Origin of the sequence: Paenibacillus aurantiacus (assembly GCF_042431225.1) — a bacterium.
GTDB lineage: Bacteria > Bacillota > Bacilli > Paenibacillales > Paenibacillaceae > Paenibacillus_Z > Paenibacillus_Z aurantiacus.
In genome coordinates this window covers 39,781-56,102 of the sequence record NZ_JBHMDO010000009.1, presented here as the reverse complement: position 1 = coordinate 56,102, position 16,322 = coordinate 39,781, and the positions used below count along the sequence as shown (strand labels likewise).

Annotated in this window: 13 protein-coding genes; 1 reads left to right on the top strand and 12 read right to left on the bottom strand. The window is 60.4% G+C overall.

All coding sequences use genetic code 11. The annotated features are described in order from the left end of the window. Window positions 1–461 precede the first annotated feature (461 nt). The 8 genes from ACFFSY_RS04500 to ACFFSY_RS04465 all read right to left on the bottom strand — a co-directional run bounded on the left by ACFFSY_RS04500 (window position 462) and on the right by ACFFSY_RS04465 (window position 10,956). Window positions 462–908 (bottom strand): ribosomal maturation YjgA family protein, encoded by a 447-nt coding sequence (locus ACFFSY_RS04500; protein WP_377490514.1) that lies wholly within the window; start codon window positions 906–908, stop codon window positions 462–464. Continuing rightward, window positions 905–2,575 carry a family 10 glycosylhydrolase gene (locus tag ACFFSY_RS04495; protein ID WP_377490511.1) on the bottom strand — a complete coding sequence of 557 codons (1,671 nt, stop codon included), beginning with the start codon at window positions 2,573–2,575 and terminating at the stop codon, window positions 905–907. The genes ACFFSY_RS04500 and ACFFSY_RS04495 overlap by 4 nt, the downstream gene beginning before the upstream one ends. A gap of 452 nt (window positions 2,576–3,027) precedes the next feature. Beyond that, window positions 3,028–4,899: an LTA synthase family protein gene (locus tag ACFFSY_RS04490; RefSeq protein ID WP_377490508.1), complete on the bottom strand. Its 1,872-nt coding sequence runs from the start codon at window positions 4,897–4,899 to the stop codon at window positions 3,028–3,030. Window positions 4,900–5,259: 360 nt separating this feature from the next. Next, window positions 5,260–7,323 (bottom strand): methyl-accepting chemotaxis protein, encoded by a 2,064-nt coding sequence (locus ACFFSY_RS04485; RefSeq protein WP_377490505.1) that lies wholly within the window; start codon window positions 7,321–7,323, stop codon window positions 5,260–5,262. Window positions 7,324–7,549: 226 nt separating this feature from the next. Then, window positions 7,550–9,610 (bottom strand): methyl-accepting chemotaxis protein, encoded by a 2,061-nt coding sequence (locus tag ACFFSY_RS04480; RefSeq protein WP_377490502.1) that lies wholly within the window; start codon window positions 9,608–9,610, stop codon window positions 7,550–7,552. A 279-nt stretch (window positions 9,611–9,889) separates the two neighbouring features. Beyond that, entirely contained in the window at window positions 9,890–10,516 is a 627-nt protein-coding gene (locus ACFFSY_RS04475; protein ID WP_377490499.1) for an FMN-dependent NADH-azoreductase, read from the bottom strand. 108 nt (window positions 10,517–10,624) lie between these two features. Continuing rightward, window positions 10,625–10,768, bottom strand: coding sequence for a hypothetical protein (locus ACFFSY_RS04470; protein ID WP_377490496.1), 144 nt, complete (start codon window positions 10,766–10,768; stop codon window positions 10,625–10,627). Further along, entirely contained in the window at window positions 10,768–10,956 is a 189-nt protein-coding gene (locus ACFFSY_RS04465; protein ID WP_377490493.1) for a hypothetical protein, read from the bottom strand. The genes ACFFSY_RS04470 and ACFFSY_RS04465 overlap by 1 nt, the downstream gene beginning before the upstream one ends. 220 nt (window positions 10,957–11,176) lie before the next feature. Here ACFFSY_RS04465 and ACFFSY_RS04460 point away from each other — a divergent pair, with 220 nt between their 5' ends. Beyond that, entirely contained in the window at window positions 11,177–11,773 is a 597-nt protein-coding gene (locus ACFFSY_RS04460) for a GyrI-like domain-containing protein (RefSeq protein ID WP_377490490.1), read from the top strand. A gap of 212 nt (window positions 11,774–11,985) precedes the next feature. Here ACFFSY_RS04460 and ACFFSY_RS04455 read toward each other — a convergent pair whose 3' ends face one another. From ACFFSY_RS04455 to ACFFSY_RS04440, 4 genes are read right to left on the bottom strand one after another with little or no spacing between them, the layout of a single operon-like run. Next, window positions 11,986–12,996, bottom strand: a complete 1,011-nt coding sequence (locus tag ACFFSY_RS04455) for a BadF/BadG/BcrA/BcrD ATPase family protein (RefSeq protein WP_377490487.1) — start codon at window positions 12,994–12,996, stop codon at window positions 11,986–11,988. Between the two features lie 5 nt (window positions 12,997–13,001). Continuing rightward, window positions 13,002–14,522, bottom strand: coding sequence for an arylsulfatase (locus tag ACFFSY_RS04450; RefSeq protein WP_377490484.1), 1,521 nt, complete (start codon window positions 14,520–14,522; stop codon window positions 13,002–13,004). After that, entirely contained in the window at window positions 14,522–15,340 is an 819-nt protein-coding gene (locus ACFFSY_RS04445) for a carbohydrate ABC transporter permease (protein WP_377490481.1), read from the bottom strand. Before ACFFSY_RS04445 ends, ACFFSY_RS04450 begins: the two co-directional genes overlap by 1 nt. An 18-nt stretch (window positions 15,341–15,358) precedes the next feature. Further along, window positions 15,359–16,312, bottom strand: a complete 954-nt coding sequence (locus ACFFSY_RS04440; RefSeq protein WP_377490478.1) for a carbohydrate ABC transporter permease — start codon at window positions 16,310–16,312, stop codon at window positions 15,359–15,361. Window positions 16,313–16,322 lie beyond the last annotated feature (10 nt).

Here is a 16,322-nt window from a genome sequence, read left to right as displayed (position 1 = left end):
CTTTGCCGCATCGTTAACGACACTCAGGTCACTATCACCCTCGCTCAGCCCTCCACAGCACCGTTAACGACGCTGAAGTCACTATCGCCCTCGCTTCTACCCTTCTCCGCACCATTAACGACACTCAAGTCACTATCGCCTCCGCTTCTACCCTTCTCCGCACCGTTAACGACGCCCAAATCACTATCGCTTTCACTCCAGCCCTCCGCCGCACTGATAACGACACTCTAATCACTATCGACCTCGCTCCGGTCCATTGCCGCATAACACATGGACTCTGAGCGCCGAAAGCTATATTGAGCTTGCGGATACCTGCAAAGCCGCCTCTCTCCAGACACCAAAAAGGCACGACCCCTCCTGGGCCATGCCTTCTTCATCCACGTCCCCCTATCGACTCGCAAGGAAACGCCGATACGACTTAAACTTCTGCAGGGAAACGGCCATGGCCGACTCCCCGCCGATCAGCTCCTCCCCGCGCCCCGGCTCCATCGCTTGACCGCAAGGTCGACGCCCGCGGCGGCCGCGACCCCGGTCGCGTAACGGAGCAGGTCGACGGCCAAAAAGCCATGGCCCAGCACGAGGGCGCCGAGCGTCGTCTCCCGCACCGCGTTGATCCACGGCGCTTGGTAGAGCTGGCTGCATTCGATCGCGGCCGAGAACGCCGCGCTTGCCACCGCCGCGAAGAGGACGGATCGCCGTACGAACAACACACGGAAGCCCACGTACACCATCGCCGCCCACAAGGCATCGCCAGCATGCGACGCGATGAACGATGGCAGCGCGCCCGCGAATCGCCGCGAGGCGAGACCGAGCAGCATGACGGCGACCAAGGCCGCCGCGTAACCGAGGCGCAGCCTCAAGCCGCTAGCCCGTCGTACGGCCGCGGCGTAGCCGGGGCGCGACCTCATGCCGCCATCCCGTTGTACTGCCGCAGCGCCTCGATCAAGCCGAGCGGATTCTTGCGCAAGTCTTTCGCGCTGAAGAACAGGTTGCCCTTCACTTCCGCGTACTGGGCGCTGTATCGCAGCTGGTCGATAATCTCCTGCGCGCTTTGCCAGCCCGCTTCCTTCCCGCCGACTTTATGGCCTGCGTGACCGATGTACAGATCAACGCCCGTGCCGCGCACCTCCTGCGCCCACCAGTCCACCAGCTTGCCGTATGGGGCCGCGCTCGTCTGGAAGCTCCAGTACAGCTGCGGCGCCACGTAATCGACCCAGCCCTGCTTGATCCAGGTGCGCACGTCTGCGTTCATGCTGTCGTAGGCAGTAACGCCCGCCTTCGTGTCCGAACCGCTCGCGTCGACCGCCTTGTTGCGCCATACGCCGAACGGGCTGATGCCAAAGCGCATGTCCGGCTTCGTTGCGTGAACCGCCGCATCCACCTGCCGGACGAAGGCGTTGATGTTCTCCCGCCGCCAATCGCCTTTGTCCTTGATGCCGCTTGGATTATACTGCGCGAAAGCCGCATCGTCGGCGAACGTACCGCTCGACGGATAGAAATAGTCGTCGAGATGGACGCCGTCGACGTCGTAGCCGTTCGCCACTTCCGCAATGACGTCGACAATATGCTGCCGCGCCTCCGGAATGCCCGGATTGACGTACAGAATGCCGCCCGCATTCACGATCCACTCCGGATGCAGCTTCGCGACGTGATTGTCTGCGAGATTGTCCAGCTTCGTATTCACGCTCGCCCGGAACGGGTTGAACCAAGCGTGGAATTCCATCCCCCGCTTGTGCGTCTCCTCGATCATGAACGCCAGCGGGTCGTAATTCGGCGCCGTACCCTGCTTACCGCTGAGCGCTTCCGACCAAGGGGCCAGCGTCGAAGGGTAGAACGCGTCTCCGGCTGGGCGCACCTGCACGAAGACGGCGTTCATGCCCATGGCCTGCAGCTCGCCAAGCAGCGTGAGGAATTCTTGCTTCTGCTGCTCCGCTTTGCCCGCCGACGCTTTCGTGGGCCAATCCAAATTATAGACGGTCGAGATCCAGGCGCCGCGCAGCCCGTTCAACGTATCGTTCCCCGCTCCCGTGCCAGGTAACGTCACCGGCCCTCCGCCTTGGCCCGAATCGGTACCCGGCGGCGAGCCGGTTCCTCCCGTGCCCCCTCCGCTCGGATTGCCTGACGCCCCATTCTGCAGCGCGATCGTAGCGTCAACCGCGTTCCACACGACGGTCAGCCCCAGCTGCTCGCCGACGAAACGAAGCGGCACCATGATTCGCCCGCCTCGCGCCTGTACGCTCGCACCCAGCACGACCTCCGCCCCGTTCACGAACGCGCTCTTGGCGCCGCTTGCCATCGTGATGACGGACGGACCATCGATAATCGTGACCGTCTTCGACGGGCCGTCCCAACTGACGTTCGCCCCCATGCCGCGGCTGATGACCGCCAGCGGCACCATCGTCACGTTCGCTTTAGGCACTACGTAAGGCGCGACGTCCGAGACTAGCTCCTCGCCGTCCATGAAGATGCGGATGACGCCCGCCGCCTCCGCCGTCTTCGGCCCGCCCGCGCCGCCCGCTGCCCCGACGAGCAGCGCCGCCAGCAGCAGCCACTTGATTCCTTGCCATGCTTTCACCTTTGCATCTCTCCCATGCGTTGTTTCGTTCTCTAACCCATCGTTAGTTAGACGACTTGGATCCCCCGTTTGTTGCTCCATCAGGGAAGTTTATCCATCCACGCACATCAAGGACGGGACGGCGAACCACGCTCACGCCCGTCGGCTTACGTCCCGCAGCCCGCGAACTGCGCCCATTCTAGTCCGCTTCCCTCCCGCATCCTGCGAACCACCCCCATTCTAGTCCGCTTTCCTCCCGCAGCCTTGCGAACCTCGCCCATTCTAGTCCGCTTACCTCCCGCAGCCTTGCGAACCGCGCCGCTTCTAATCCGACTACCCCCGCAATCTGCGAATCGCTTCGACCGCCTTCGCTCCAAGCCGTCTTGCGGGCGTCCCCGGCACGGCACGCCAAGAAGCCCGGGCATTCCCAGCCCGGGCTTCCTCACGTTCGCGTATGAATGGATAAGTGCTCGTTATTCCTGTATGCCTTCCCGCAGCGGCAGCTGCTCGACGAAGCTGTCGGACAGATGCAGCAGCGCAAGCGCGCGGTCGGACTGTTCCTTCGTCGCGACGTCCGTCTTGACGCTGTTGTCCCAGACGTCGTAGCTTGTGCCGTCGTCGAACGAGATGCCCGGCAGGAACATCGCCTTGTCGTTGATGAACGTGCCTGTCGGCAAGAAATGCCGCATCGGCACAATGTTCGATTGCGTATTCAGCAAGTCTTGGCCGAAGTGGATCTGATCCCCGAGCGAGATGCCGAGCAGATTGGCCGCGGTCGGCAAAATATCGACCTGCCCGCCGGTCATGCTCTGCTTCGCGGGATAGGTGACGCCTGGCGCGTGAAGGATGAACGGGATGTTGAACATATCCGTGTAGCCATATTCCCGTCCCATCACTTCCTCCATGAGCTCCTCCTCTTTGCCATCCAGCGCGTAGAGCGAGACGCCCTGATGGTCGCCGTAGAACATGATCACGCTGTCGTCCCACAGCCCGCTCGTCTTTAAGTCTTCGAGGAACTTGCCGAACGCCCAGTCCGCATAGTTCTGCGAACGGATATAGTCGCCGACGAGCGTCCCTTCGAACCGCTCCGGCAGCTGCATTTTGTACTTCTCCTCCGGCAAATGGAACGGATGGTGCGCGCTCATCGAGATGACCTGCGCGTAAAACGGCTTATCGGCCGCGTCCATCTCCTTCAGCGTCGGCACCGTCTTTGCGAACAGCACCTCGTCGGAAGCGCCGAACGCGATATGGTCTTCATCGCCGTAGAAGCTCTTGTCGTAGTACCGCCCCCAGCCAAGCGCCGGGTACAGCTCCGTCCGGTTCCAGAACGAGACGTCGTTCGTATGGAACGTCGCCGTGTCATAGCCATTGGCCGTCAGCAGCTTCGGCAGGCTCGGCAGTTCGTGCTTGACGTAATCCTCGGTCGCCGCGCCATGCTTCGGAATATAGAGCGATGTGTTCACGACGTATTCCGCGTCCGACGTCGTCCCTTGGCCGACCATCGTGTAGAAGTTGTCGTAGTGGAAATTCTCCCGGGCCAGCTTGCTCAAGTTCGGCATCACTTCTTGACCATCGATCTTCAGATCGATCAGGAAATTCTGCACCGACTCCATCTGGACGATGATCAAGTTCTTGCCCTTGGCCGCTCCGAATTGAACAGGTGCCGCGACCTTCTCGATCCCTTTCAGGCCGTCGATCTTCTCCTGCGTAATCTCGCTCATCGGCGCCGGCTCGGAATCGTCGGTCGAGTCCGCGAAAATCGTGTACACCTCGTAGTTGAGAATGCCCATCTCTTCGGCCTTCTTGTTCTCGTTCATGCTCGCGCGGTTAGGCCACACGTTGAAGATGCACAGCACTACCGAAAGGACGAACATGCCCCCCAGCACCGGACGCGCGATCGGCTTGACGGTGAACGGCTTGTCGGAACGGGCGGAATTACGCCGGATCCAGTACAGTACGAAGCCGAGCACGATAATATCGACAAAAATCAGCAGGTAATACGGATCCATGAGCGAATACGTGCTATCGCCCACCTGGGTGACTTTGCCCGCCTGCGTAATGGCGTGATAGGTGACGATGATGCCGTAGTATTTGTAATACATCAGGACGGTGAAATACAGAAGGGTAAACAAGAGATTCGCCAGCGTGTAATAGAGCAGCTTCCGCTTCTTGGCGAACCATTCGATCAGACAGAAAACGACCCAGAAGAACGGAATTTCCGTCCATAGCGTCAACCATGACGGACCATCCTCGAATACGACAAACCAGGCAAGCGCCCCTTTTAACACGAGAATCAGCGTAAATAACAGAATCCGCCGATTGCCGAGTCGCATCAGTTGCGGCATTGCAAACCTTCCTTTCCATTCGGGAACGACGAAAAAAGGCTGACAGTGCGCCTCCGCCTTCCCATCTGTTCTGTGCTGCTTTCCATGCGTCTACGTACGCAAGATCAAGGTCTTGGCTCGCTTCGCTTCTCTCATCTCCTCATATATTCATTCCGCTTGAGAGACGTGCTTGGCGAACGTGAAAAATAGTACATACTAGATATTGAACAACATAACATCAACCTTACTCCCGTTCATTTTGAATGTCAAGGCATCGAAAATAATTGTCATAAATTAGAATTAGACACATTGTCTAGCAAATGAACCGCAACAAAAAAAAGGCCCGTCCGCCCTTGGGGAGCGAACAGGCCGATGCCGGATTTAGTCCGGCGTCTGGGTGGAAAGCTTGAAACTTTGGACGGATTCCATCAGCTCTCCCGCCATCTTGGCGAGCATCGCGGACGCCGCGGCCACCTCTTCCATCGACGCGTTCTGCTGCTGCGCCGATGAGGCGACGGTATGCGTGCCATCCGCCGATTCGCGCGCGATCTCGGATACGCCGGCGATCGAGCCGGCCAGCTCATCCATCTGGTTGCTGACGGCGCGAATGCCGTCTCTGGCCTCCCGCATCCGGGCGGACAACTGCTCGATCGTCTCGCGGATGCCTTGGAACGTAGCACCTGTCTGGCCGACGCGCTCAATGCCTTCGGCGAGCGCCGCGCTTCCTCCCGAGACGGCCTCGACCGCCTTCTTCGTGTCGCGCTGGATGTCGGTAATAATATCGCGGATCTGCTCGGCCGCTACCGTCGATTCCTCCGCCAGCTTGCGGACTTCGTCCGCCACGACCGCGAACTCCCGGCCATGCTCGCCTGCCCGCGCCGCTTCGATCGCCGCGTTGAGCGCGAGGAGGTGCGTCTGCCCGGAGATGCTCGTAATGAGCGTGACGATGCGGTCGATTTCCTTCGACTTGCTTCCGAGCGTCTGCATGATGGCGGCCATCCCCTGAATCCGCTCATCGATAACGTTCATCTGATCGACGGCCGAGCGCACGACCTCGCTGCCGCTGACCGCCTCCTCCCGCGAGCGGACCGACGATTCGCTCGCCGATTCGACGCTGCCCGCCAGGTCGCGCACCGAAGCCGACACTTGGGCTGCGATGCCCGCCCCGTGCGCGGTCATTTCCACCTGGCGGGTCGCCCCTTCGGCGATGCGCGAGATCGCATGGGCGATTTGCTCGGTCGCCCTGCTCGTCTGCTCCGCGCTCGCGGTCAGCTGCTCCGAGGTCGAGGCCACCGTATGCGCGTTCTGCACGACATGCGAGAGCGTTCCTTCGAGCGATTCCATCGTCTCGTTGAAATTGTCCGCCATCTGTCCGAATTCATCGCGCGATTCCGTCTTGATTCGGTAGGAGAAATCGCCTTCCGCGAGCGATCTCGACAGCCGGGTCACGCCCCGCGCCGACTTCGCGATGGAACGGCCAATGAAGAAGACCGACGCCGCCAGCACGAGCACCGCCAGCGCGCTGATAAGGTACATTTTCCGCTTCAAATCGTTGATGGGGCCAAGCCATTCCTTATCCGGCACGACGAGCGCGAGCGTCCAGCCCAGCTCGGGGATGCGCTGGTAGAACGCCTGATTGCCGCCGTCCGCGCTCTTGAAGCTGCCGGAGCCCGATTCGCCGGCAAGCATCGCGTTGCCCAGCGCCGCCAAGGAAGCATCCGTCTCCTCCTGCACCTTTGTTTTCATCAGCTTGGTTTTGTCCGGATGTCCGAGGTACGTGCCGTTCTTGTCGATCAGGAACGCCCAACCCGACTTGCCGATGACCATTTTGCTGATATAGTCTTGCAGGCTGTTCAAGTTAATGTCGCCCATCAACAGCCCCATCGCTTTCTTCGCTTCGTCGCGAATGGGGGAACTGAACGTGATCAAGGTCGATTTCGACGGCGCGTCATAATACGGAGCGCTAACCACCAAGGATTTCTCGGAAGCGATCGCCTCTTTGTACGCCGGCAAGTTGGGGTAATCGTAGGAAGGATCGTTGTAGGCGTCGGTGAAAACGATCTTGCCGTTTTCTTTGAAGCCGTAAACCGATACGTATTTCTCTGCAGGATCATAGGCGTACGGATTATAAAACACGCCGACCCCGAACGTGTCTTTATTGACGGGCAGACTGCCCGTAAAGATCGCTTGAAGCTCGTCTTTGGAACGGTATGGATTCGCTTGGACTGTACCGGCCAGGGACTGTATGATCGCACCATGCGCCGTAAGATCGACATTCATCTGGTTGATGACCCAGTTCAGGCCGTTATTCATTCCTCGCTCCAATTCTACGTACAAGGTGTCGCGCTGCTGCTTGTTGGAATAGAGCACGAGCCCAAGCAGCGTCAGCACCACGATTGGCAGCATCGTGGCCAGCATTCTCGCATTAATGCTTCTAAAGCGCATCGCAAGCCCCTCATCCTTCATCCGTCGTGGCAGACCTGGCGATTGCAGGTCAGGTACCTACATTTTGACCGGAATCTGTCGAAAACATGCAATGCTCCCCATGCCGCCCTGTCCCGTGCCCGAAAAAGAAGGGCGCCCCTCCGCCTCGATCCTTCAAGGATCAAAGCGGAGGACGCCCTCCTTCATACATGCAGCGAAAGACGGTTATGACCCGCAGCTTACCCGGTTACAGTCTGAAGTGCTTGGCATGGTCCTTCAGCTCTTCGGACAACCGCTCGATCGTCTTGACCATATCGGCCAAGCCGCCAACCATCGACGACTGTTCCTGCACGGAAGCCGTCACTTCTTCGACCGAGGCGGAGATCTGTTCGCCCGCGGCAGACAGCTGCTGCGCCGACATCAGGACGACGTCCTTGTCCTTCTCCATCTGATCGAGCGCTCCCGCCATCGCCTTGATCTGGTCCACGATGTCCATCACGTTGCCGAGAATCGTATCGAACGCCTGCTTCGTCTCGCCGACGTACGTATCCTGCAGCGCCGAAATCCCGATGATCTCGTTCACGCTGCGGTTGTTCTCCGCCACGTAAGTGAGCGTCTTCGCGATAATCGCGTCGATCTCGCCGGACTGCTTGGCGCTCTGCTCGGCCAGCTTGCGAATCTCCGAAGCGACGACGGCGAAGCCGCGTCCGTGCTCGCCTGCGCGGGCCGCCTCGATGGAGGCGTTGAGCGCGAGCAGGTTCGTCTGGCTGGCCAGCGTCGTAATCGCGCCCGTAATGCTGCCGATGCTGCTTGCGCTCTCCTCCAGCTTCCGCGTAATGCCGGAGATGCTGCGGACCTGCGTTTCGTTCTGGCTGTTGATGTCGCTCAAGCGCTCCACCGTTTCCTTGCTCGTTTGGAACACGTCCATGATTCGCTCGGCGCGCGCTTTCACCGACCGGGCGTTCTCGCTTGCGGAAGCGACGCGGTCGCCGAAGCCGGAGAAGCTGTCGACGATATGCTCGGTGTCGTGCGACTGCGATTCGACCGCGGTCGCGATCTCCATCGTCGTCGCCGACGTCTCGCCGACCAGATGCGCCGTCTGTCGAGAGGCAGCGTCCAACTTGGAGGTGCTTGCGTTCAGCACGTCGATCGATTCGTTCATGCTGGCGATGAGCGCCTTGTTATTGTCCGCCATCGCGTTGAAGCTATCTGCCAGGCCGATCAGCTCGCCTTGGAATTTCCCTTCCGCCCGTACCGTCAAATCCCCGCCCGCCAGCTGCTTGAATAGCCCGGAGAGACGGATGATCGGATTGGCGATGACGCGGGAGATGAGCGCACCGGCCGCGATCGCGATTACCACAGCGATCGCCGTCGCAATCACGATCCGGGTGAGCAGCGAATCGAGCGGACGCTTGATGTCAGCGTAGCTGTCCTGCACGAACACCGTCCAGTCCGAGCCGGGAATGAGTGAATAACTCAAGTAAGCGTCGTCCTTATCGAGACTCTTCTGCACGACAGCTTCCTCCGCTTTTTCCTTTTGCAGCGTGAGCAGTTCTTCGTCCTCGAGTGTCTTGCCTACGGCTTCCTTATTCAACGAGTGGTAGATCACGATGCCGGAGCGGCTGGCGACGCTGACCGAGCCCTCTCCGTTAATGCGGATATTCTTCAGCCGGTCCGTGAAAAATTCCGAGCCTACCGTGGCCGCGAACACGCCGATGATATCGCCGTCCTTGCTCTTGATCGGCTCGGCGAACGCGACGAGCAGCTTACCCGTCGACTTCGAAATGATCGCGTCGCTGATGAACGATGTGCCTTTGAGCGCTTCTAGGAAGTACTCCCTGTCCGCTCTGGACTCGCCGACGCTGTCCGGATTGCTGTTCGCCAGAATCGTGCCCTTGCTATCCAGCACCATAAGGCTGTTCATCCCTTTGGAGCCTTCGAAACTCTCCGTTAAGATGCCCTGCGCCTTGGTATACAGCGCGTTGGCGTCCGAGAAGAAGACCGCATCGTTCATCGAACCTTCGTTCCGCGCCGCGATCAAGTCTTTGAATGTGTTATGAACCGACACCATGTGCACCGACTGCATGACTAGATCAGCCGTCGTCCACATGCCCTCACCGATCCGAATGGCGTTAGCCGTCATTTCGTCCTTCGACTTGCGCAGCAGCAAATCCGAACTAATCATATATGAAGCCACTCCGGATCCGATCACGGCCAACAGCACCAGCACGCTAATCAGGAACGGAAGCCGAACCCGCAGCGATATGGCGTTCCAACGAAAATCGCGCCGCTTGTGTTGCTCCTTCATCTGTATTCCTCCTCCCGGCTTCCCATGAACCCGGATATTATTCTGACAATCAATATATCGGAAGAAGCCGGAAGGCTGTGTAGAGGAAGGGATTGAGGGAAATACCGGGAGCGCCTCGCAGCGTGGAGCACGGATGCGGAAGCGCACCCGATCCCGCAACCGCCGAGCTGCTCTCGTACCCAGCCGCCCATAATTGCCGATTCACGCCGAAAAGACCGGCGATTGCTCGCCGGTCTCTCCTCTTGCGTTCTTCCATAGCGGTCCTCCGCCGGAAGAAATTTAGAACGATTTCGCTGCGCTTGTTGCGCGTGTCAAGCCGTCCTCGACGATTGCTGCCGCTTGATCCGGGGAAGCGTTGTGGCCTTCCACGATGACGGACGTGATGTCGGTGATGCCGAAGAAGCCGAGCAGCGTCGTAACGAGCTTCGCGGACATCTCAACAGCAGCCGCAGGGCCTTCGGAGTACACGCCGCCGCGCGCATTAAGCACTGCGACTTTCTTGCCTGTCAACAGGCCGACAGGACCGTTCGCCGTGTAGTTGAACGTTTTGCCTGCTTGGCACAGGTAGTCGAAGTAAGTGTGGAGCACGGCTGGAATCGTGAAGTTCCAGAGCGGGAATGCGAAGACGACTTTGTCCGCTTCGACGAACTGGTTCAGGTAACGGTTGACGTATGCCGCGATTTCCACTTCTTCCGGCGACAGCTCGAGACCGCGGCCCGCTTTGAACATCGCGTTGATGCGGGTAGCATCGTAGTACGGAAGGTTTTCCGCGAACAGGTCAAGCTCGGTGATTTGGTCTTCCGGATGGGATTCTTTGTACGAAGCCAAGAATGCATCGTACAATTTGACGCTCACCGCTTGGTCGGCGGAGCGATTGTTTGCTTTGACGAAAAGAACGTTTGCCATGAATGATTTCCTCCTATAAGGTCACTTTGTGATCATCATCTACCGAAGCAGATAAAAGATTATCAATTGCACTTTTACAACCAGCTAACTAATAGTTAGTATATTGTCTTAGTTATGTATTGTCAAGACGAAATCATGAAGGATCTGCCTCGCGTTCATATCCCTCAAGCTTGTCCACTTGCCCCCATTCGGACGAATCGCGAACAACCAGATGGCGCGAATATCGCAGGCCATCCGGCTGTTGTCGCTCATTACTCCTCCTGTCCGTCCGTTCCGAACAGGTAGCGCTTCAGGCTAGCACTATGCAGCAGCCCAATCAGTGCTGCATCGAATAACAGCGCCCCCTCAAGCGGAGTGACCGAACCGTCGAGCGCTGCGAAGAAAGCCCATACCTGCAGCAGGACCAAATTCAAGGTGATGTACTCGCCCAATCGTCTCATGGCAATAGACCGTGCCCCCTTTTGGCATCATGCATCTAGTAAAACCATATGAATAATTGCCGGATAAGGTTCGTCAGCCCGGATGATTGGTTTGAGTCGGCGGTAGGCGGCTCAGCATTCAGCCGGTTTCCGATAAGAAACGACATGTCTATTTAGCCGGCTGTTGTATACTGATGTTATGGATAATTATACCGACCATTGAAGGAGCGTGGGTACACAAATGAGCAGCGAAGCCGAGAAAGTGCACCAACCAGGAGATTCGGAAACCGAGGGTTATCGGCCTGATCGTCTGCCGCGCATGCTGCACGTACTCAGACAGACGCAGCCGGAAGAAGCGCCCTTCCGGTTCGGCGGCGGCGCGGCCTCGGGAGCCGTCGTCTCGCACGGCGGCTTCCGGGCGGTCGGGCTACGCTGGGAAGGCTCGTTCGCCGAGGCGGGCCAGGGCGCAATCCGGCCGCTGCAGGCGCGGATGATCGCGCGCATCGGCGAGGTCATCGGCGCGATCGAACCGGATACGCTCGTCTGCGTGTCGTTCACCCATGAGGGCGGCTTTGTTCATTATATCGCGGTGCAGGTCGGCGAGGACGCGCCGGTGCCGGAAGGTATGCATCCGGTTGCGCTCGAAGCGGCGAACTATCTCTACCTGCGCAAAAAAGAAACCGACGACGTCGATGACGTCTATACCCGCGCCTTCACGATCATGGGCGAACGCGGCCTCGGGCATGACCGTGGCATCCATGTCGAGCTTCACTCATCCGATTGGCAGGCGGACCGCCCGTACGCGATGGATATTTACTTGCCTGTCGTCCCGCTCTAGCATAGACCGTTCGTCGGCGCGGACTGCCTCAGGCAGATGCCAACATGAAGGCAATTGATTATTGTATATTGGCCGACCCGCTGTATTAGTACGTCGGCCGCGATTATCGCCAGCATCCGCGCCAAATAAGTAACGCACCGGATGACGACAAACGGCGGCCGCGAACGTTATCGTTCGCGGCCGCCGCCTTTCGATACCCTAGCTGTAGAACCTCATTCTCCAACGGACTGCCCGGACCAAAAGCCGCGCATCTTCGCCTGCCATCCGTCCTCCAGGCACACGCCGCACGCAAGCAGCCCGGTCACATAGGCGCCACTCGCAGGCGGCAGGGACAGCCGGCTCACGCTAAGCGACGGCAGCGCCAAGCGCAGCCGGGCCTCCGTCAGCGACGCGAACCAATCGCTCCCGAACAGCCCCCCCGACATGAAGAGCGGATCGCCTGCCGCGAGCCCGCCGCAGCGCTCCAGCTGCCCCGCCACTCCTTGGACCAGCAGCGTCAGTTCATCCGCCGCCTCATTGGCGATCGCCCGCGCGGCGGGATCGCCGTCGCGAGCGGCCAGCAAGGCGGGGACCGCCAGCGAAGCGATGTCCTTCCGCACGCCCACCCGCTCGTAATACAGCTCGATGAACTGCCGCGGGGAAGCCAGCGACAGGTGCGCCAGCAGCTTCGCCGTCAGTGCCGTCATATCGCCTCGGCCGTCATGCGCGCGCATGACGGCCGCCAAGGCGCGGCGGCCGATATCGTAGCCGCTGCCCTCGTCGCCCAGCACGTGGCCCCAGCCGCCCGACCTCGCCTGCGAGCCATCCGCCGTTCTGCCCCAGGCGACCGAACCGGTCCCCGCCACGAGCGCGATACCCGCGCCTCCGCCCGCTCCCGCCGCCAGCACGTTCTCGGCATCCGGATACACATGAACGATCGCGTCCTCGCCCGCTTGCGATTGGAGCAGCCGCGCGACCCGCTCGCGGTCGCGCGGCTGGACGACCCCGCCAAGACCTGCCGCGATGCCAGCGACTTGGGCTGGCTCAGCGCCGGCCAGATGCAGCGCCCGCCGGATGAGGAAGACGAGCGTTGCCGCGACCTGCGGCCATGGCCGGGATTTGACGTTGCCTGCTTCGCCCGCGCACGCCGCCAGCAGATTGCCCTGCATATCCCCGATGACGCAATGCGTCTTCGTGCCGCCGCCGTCCACGCCGATTATATAAGCCGACCGATCCTCTTGCATGACGTCTAACCGCCTTGCACCGGCAAGCCGGCACGCTTCCATGTCCAACTCGTCCAGTCGAACGCCGCGCTCTGCCGCCGTGCTTCATAATAGGGCGAGACCAAATACGGCATTCCCGCCTGACAGACCAACTCGCCGCCGCGCGTCAGCCCCGCGCCGCGCGACTCAAGCTTGCGGACGAGCCGTTCGCGCCAGCGCAGCAGCTCCGGCCGCCACTCGGGCTTGCCTGCAAGATCCTCCGCTTCCGCCAGATCGTCCTTGAGACTGAACAGCTGCTCGGTGCCGAGGCGGGGGAACCAGATATATTTGAACAGCCCGTCGGTCAAATACTGCATCTCCTGCTCCTCCGAATAACAAGTCGAATGCTCGCCGTGAATATACCCGCGTGCCGCCAAGCCGGAGATGTCGCCACGCAACGCACCGCTTAGACTCAACCCGTCGACGGCCGCCGGGACTGGCACCCCCGCCTCCTCCAGCATTGTCGGCATCAGATCCTGCAGCACGACCGGCGTTTCGACGACGGACGGCGCATCGGCCGGACGTCCGCCGGGCAGCTTGATGATCAGCGGCACGCGGGCCGAGCCTTCGTACGCGTACGTTTTACGCCACAGATGATGGTCGCCGAGCATATCGCCGTGATCGGAGACGAATAGAATCAGCGACGAGTCGAACAACTTCTCCTTCTTCAACCGCTCGAACAGCCGCCCGAGCTGATGGTCGATATGGGTGATCGACCCATAATAACCGGCGCGAGCTTGGCGGATATCCGCCGGACGTTTCACGCCGCGCCACGCATCGGGCCGCAGCGCCTCCGCCGGATCGTCGTGCCGATCGTCCCAGTCGCCGCGGTACGGCGCAGGCAGCCTCTCTTCCTGGCGCAAGTAACGGTCGTAATACGGCTGCGGCGCATCGTAAGGCGAATGCGGACGCGCGAACGATACCTTCAAGAAGAACGGACGGGACGGATCCCGCCGGCCAAGGAACCGGATCGCCTCGTTCACGGTCCAGGTGGTCGGATGCATCCATTCCGGCGCGTGATAAGGCCTTGCCATCCACGAATTCCAGCCAATGCCGTGATCGACGATGTCGTAGCGGCCGCCGCTCTGCTGCCGGAACCAGGCCCGGTAATCGGAGACGAAACCCGGATCCTCCTCGCGGCCCGACTCGTCGAGCACCGTCTCGTGGAACCCGTTCAGCGCGCGCTGCGGGTAGAAATGCATTTTGCCGACGCCCGCCGCATGATAGCCCGCCTTGGCCAGCTCACCGGGCAGCGTGTGCGCGAACCCGACGCCCATCGGACCTTGCCCGGCGCCCATCCCGAGAATGCCCGTATGCCACGGCTCCATCCCGGTCATCAGCGCGGCCCGCGCGGGCACGCAAGAAGGCGACGGCGTATACGCATGTGCGAACCTCGTGCCGCCGGAGGCCAAGTAATCCAGATTCGGCGTCTCGATCACATCATTGCCATAGCAGCCGAGCGCGTCGGCCCGGTGCTGGTCGGTCATAATCAGAATGATATTGGTCATTAGCTCTTCATCCCCGTTAGGGCGATCCCCTGAATAAAATAGCGCTGCAGCGCGGCAAACAAGACGATGAGCGGCAGTACCGCCATGCAGGCGGCCGCCATCATCAGCGGATAATCGGTCGAGAATTCGCCCACGAAGCTGGCCACCGCGAGCGAGAGCGTCCGCATTTCGTCCGAGCTCGTCATGACGAGCGGATTCAGAAAGTCGTTCCATGCCGCCATGATGACGAAGATCGATAGCGACAATAGTCCTGGCGCAGATAGCGGCAGGTATACACGCGCATAGATGCGCGGGAACGACGCGCCGTCCACTCTCGCCGCCTCCCCCAGCTCCGCCGGAATGGAGAGGAAGAACTGCCGCAGCAGGAAAATACCGAACGCGCTCGCGAGTCCAGGAACGGCCAAAGCGTAATACGTGTCCAGCCAATGCAGCTCTTTTACGAGCAGGAAGGTCGGGATGAGCGAGATTTGGTGCGGCAGCATCATGACCGAGAGCAGCAGCAGGAACAGCGCGTTCTTGCCCGGGAAGCGCATCGTCGCGAACGCGAATGCCGCCATCGAGCAAAAAAGCAGCTGCCCGGCCGTCTTGACAACCGTCAGCAGCAGCGTGTTGCCGAAATAACGGAGGAAATCCGTCTCCTCGAATACTTTGGCGTAATTGCCGAACTGCCAGGAGGCCGGAATGAGCGTCGGCGGCGCCTGCATCGACTCCGCGAACGTCTTCAGCGACGTAAGGAGCATCCATAAGAAGGGCAGCGCCATGAGCAGCGCGCCCGCGGCCAGAACCGCGTGGATCAGCAACCGGTAAGAGCGGATCATCGCCTTCTCCCCCTTTCGTTAGTAATGAACCCACCGCTTCTGCAGCTTGAGCTGCACGATCGTAAGCAGCAGAATGATGATGAACAGTACGACCGCCTGCGCCGAAGCCGCCCCCATGCGGAACAGCACGAACCCTTCCTCATAGACGTTGAACACGACGCTTCGCGCGGAGCTGAGCAGCGCCGGATTGCCGCCGGTCATAACGAAGACGAGGTCGAACAGCTGGAGCGACGAGATGACCGACGTCGTCACGACGAAGAACAGGCTCGGCGACAGCAGCGGCAGCGTAATGCGGAAGAACGCGCGCAGCTTGCCCGCCCCGTCGATCGACGCCGCCTCGTAGAAGCTTTGCGGGATGCCTTGCAGCCCTGCGAGCAAAATAATCATATGATGGCCGATCGCCGCCCAAATGCCGACGATCATGATCGAGATGAGCGTGAAGCGACTGTCCGACAGCCAGCTCGGCTGAGGCAGATGCAGGAAGCCAAGCACGGCGTTGATCGGCCCGTACTCGGAATTGTACAACCACTTCCAGATGAGGCCGACCGCGGTCGACATCGTTACCACCGGGATGAAGTAGACGGTTCGATAGAACGTCTGTCCCTTCAGCCCGGCATTGAGCAGAACGGCGACCAGCGTCGCGATCAAGACGGAGATCGGCACGACCGCCAGCGCGTACAAGAATGTATGAAGCCCCGCTTTCCCGAAGTTGTCGTCCGCCAGCAGCGCGGCATAATTGTCCCAACCCGCGAACTGGATGGCGGACAGACCGTCCCAATCCGTGAACGAGATAGCCAGCGACGCCGCGGCCGGCAGCAGATGGAACACGCCCAGCACGATGACAGCCGGCAGCACGAAAACATAAGCCCACCACATCTCCACCGTTCTGCCGCGAGGCGTCCGTCTCGCCGCCCGTGGCTTGGCCGATGGCGCCGCTTCCAGCGCCCGTGCCTGAATTCCCCTCATGCTCATGCCGCTCCTC

Coding starts and splice junctions, on each gene's coding strand:
- ACFFSY_RS04500 (WP_377490514.1), bottom strand. CDS start 908: ATGAGGTCGCGCCCCGGCTACGCCGCGGCCGTACGACGGGCTAGCGGC.
- ACFFSY_RS04490 (WP_377490508.1), bottom strand. CDS start 4,899: ATGCCGCAACTGATGCGACTCGGCAATCGGCGGATTCTGTTATTTACG.
- ACFFSY_RS04485 (WP_377490505.1), bottom strand. CDS start 7,323: ATGCGCTTTAGAAGCATTAATGCGAGAATGCTGGCCACGATGCTGCCA.
- ACFFSY_RS04480 (WP_377490502.1), bottom strand. CDS start 9,610: ATGAAGGAGCAACACAAGCGGCGCGATTTTCGTTGGAACGCCATATCG.
- ACFFSY_RS04475 (WP_377490499.1), bottom strand. CDS start 10,516: ATGGCAAACGTTCTTTTCGTCAAAGCAAACAATCGCTCCGCCGACCAA.
- ACFFSY_RS04470 (WP_377490496.1), bottom strand. CDS start 10,768: ATGAGCGACAACAGCCGGATGGCCTGCGATATTCGCGCCATCTGGTTG.
- ACFFSY_RS04465 (WP_377490493.1), bottom strand. CDS start 10,956: ATGAGACGATTGGGCGAGTACATCACCTTGAATTTGGTCCTGCTGCAG.
- ACFFSY_RS04460 (WP_377490490.1), top strand. CDS start 11,177: ATGAGCAGCGAAGCCGAGAAAGTGCACCAACCAGGAGATTCGGAAACC.
- ACFFSY_RS04455 (WP_377490487.1), bottom strand. CDS start 12,996: ATGCAAGAGGATCGGTCGGCTTATATAATCGGCGTGGACGGCGGCGGC.
- ACFFSY_RS04450 (WP_377490484.1), bottom strand. CDS start 14,522: ATGACCAATATCATTCTGATTATGACCGACCAGCACCGGGCCGACGCG.
- ACFFSY_RS04445 (WP_377490481.1), bottom strand. CDS start 15,340: ATGATCCGCTCTTACCGGTTGCTGATCCACGCGGTTCTGGCCGCGGGC.
- ACFFSY_RS04440 (WP_377490478.1), bottom strand. CDS start 16,312: ATGAGCATGAGGGGAATTCAGGCACGGGCGCTGGAAGCGGCGCCATCG.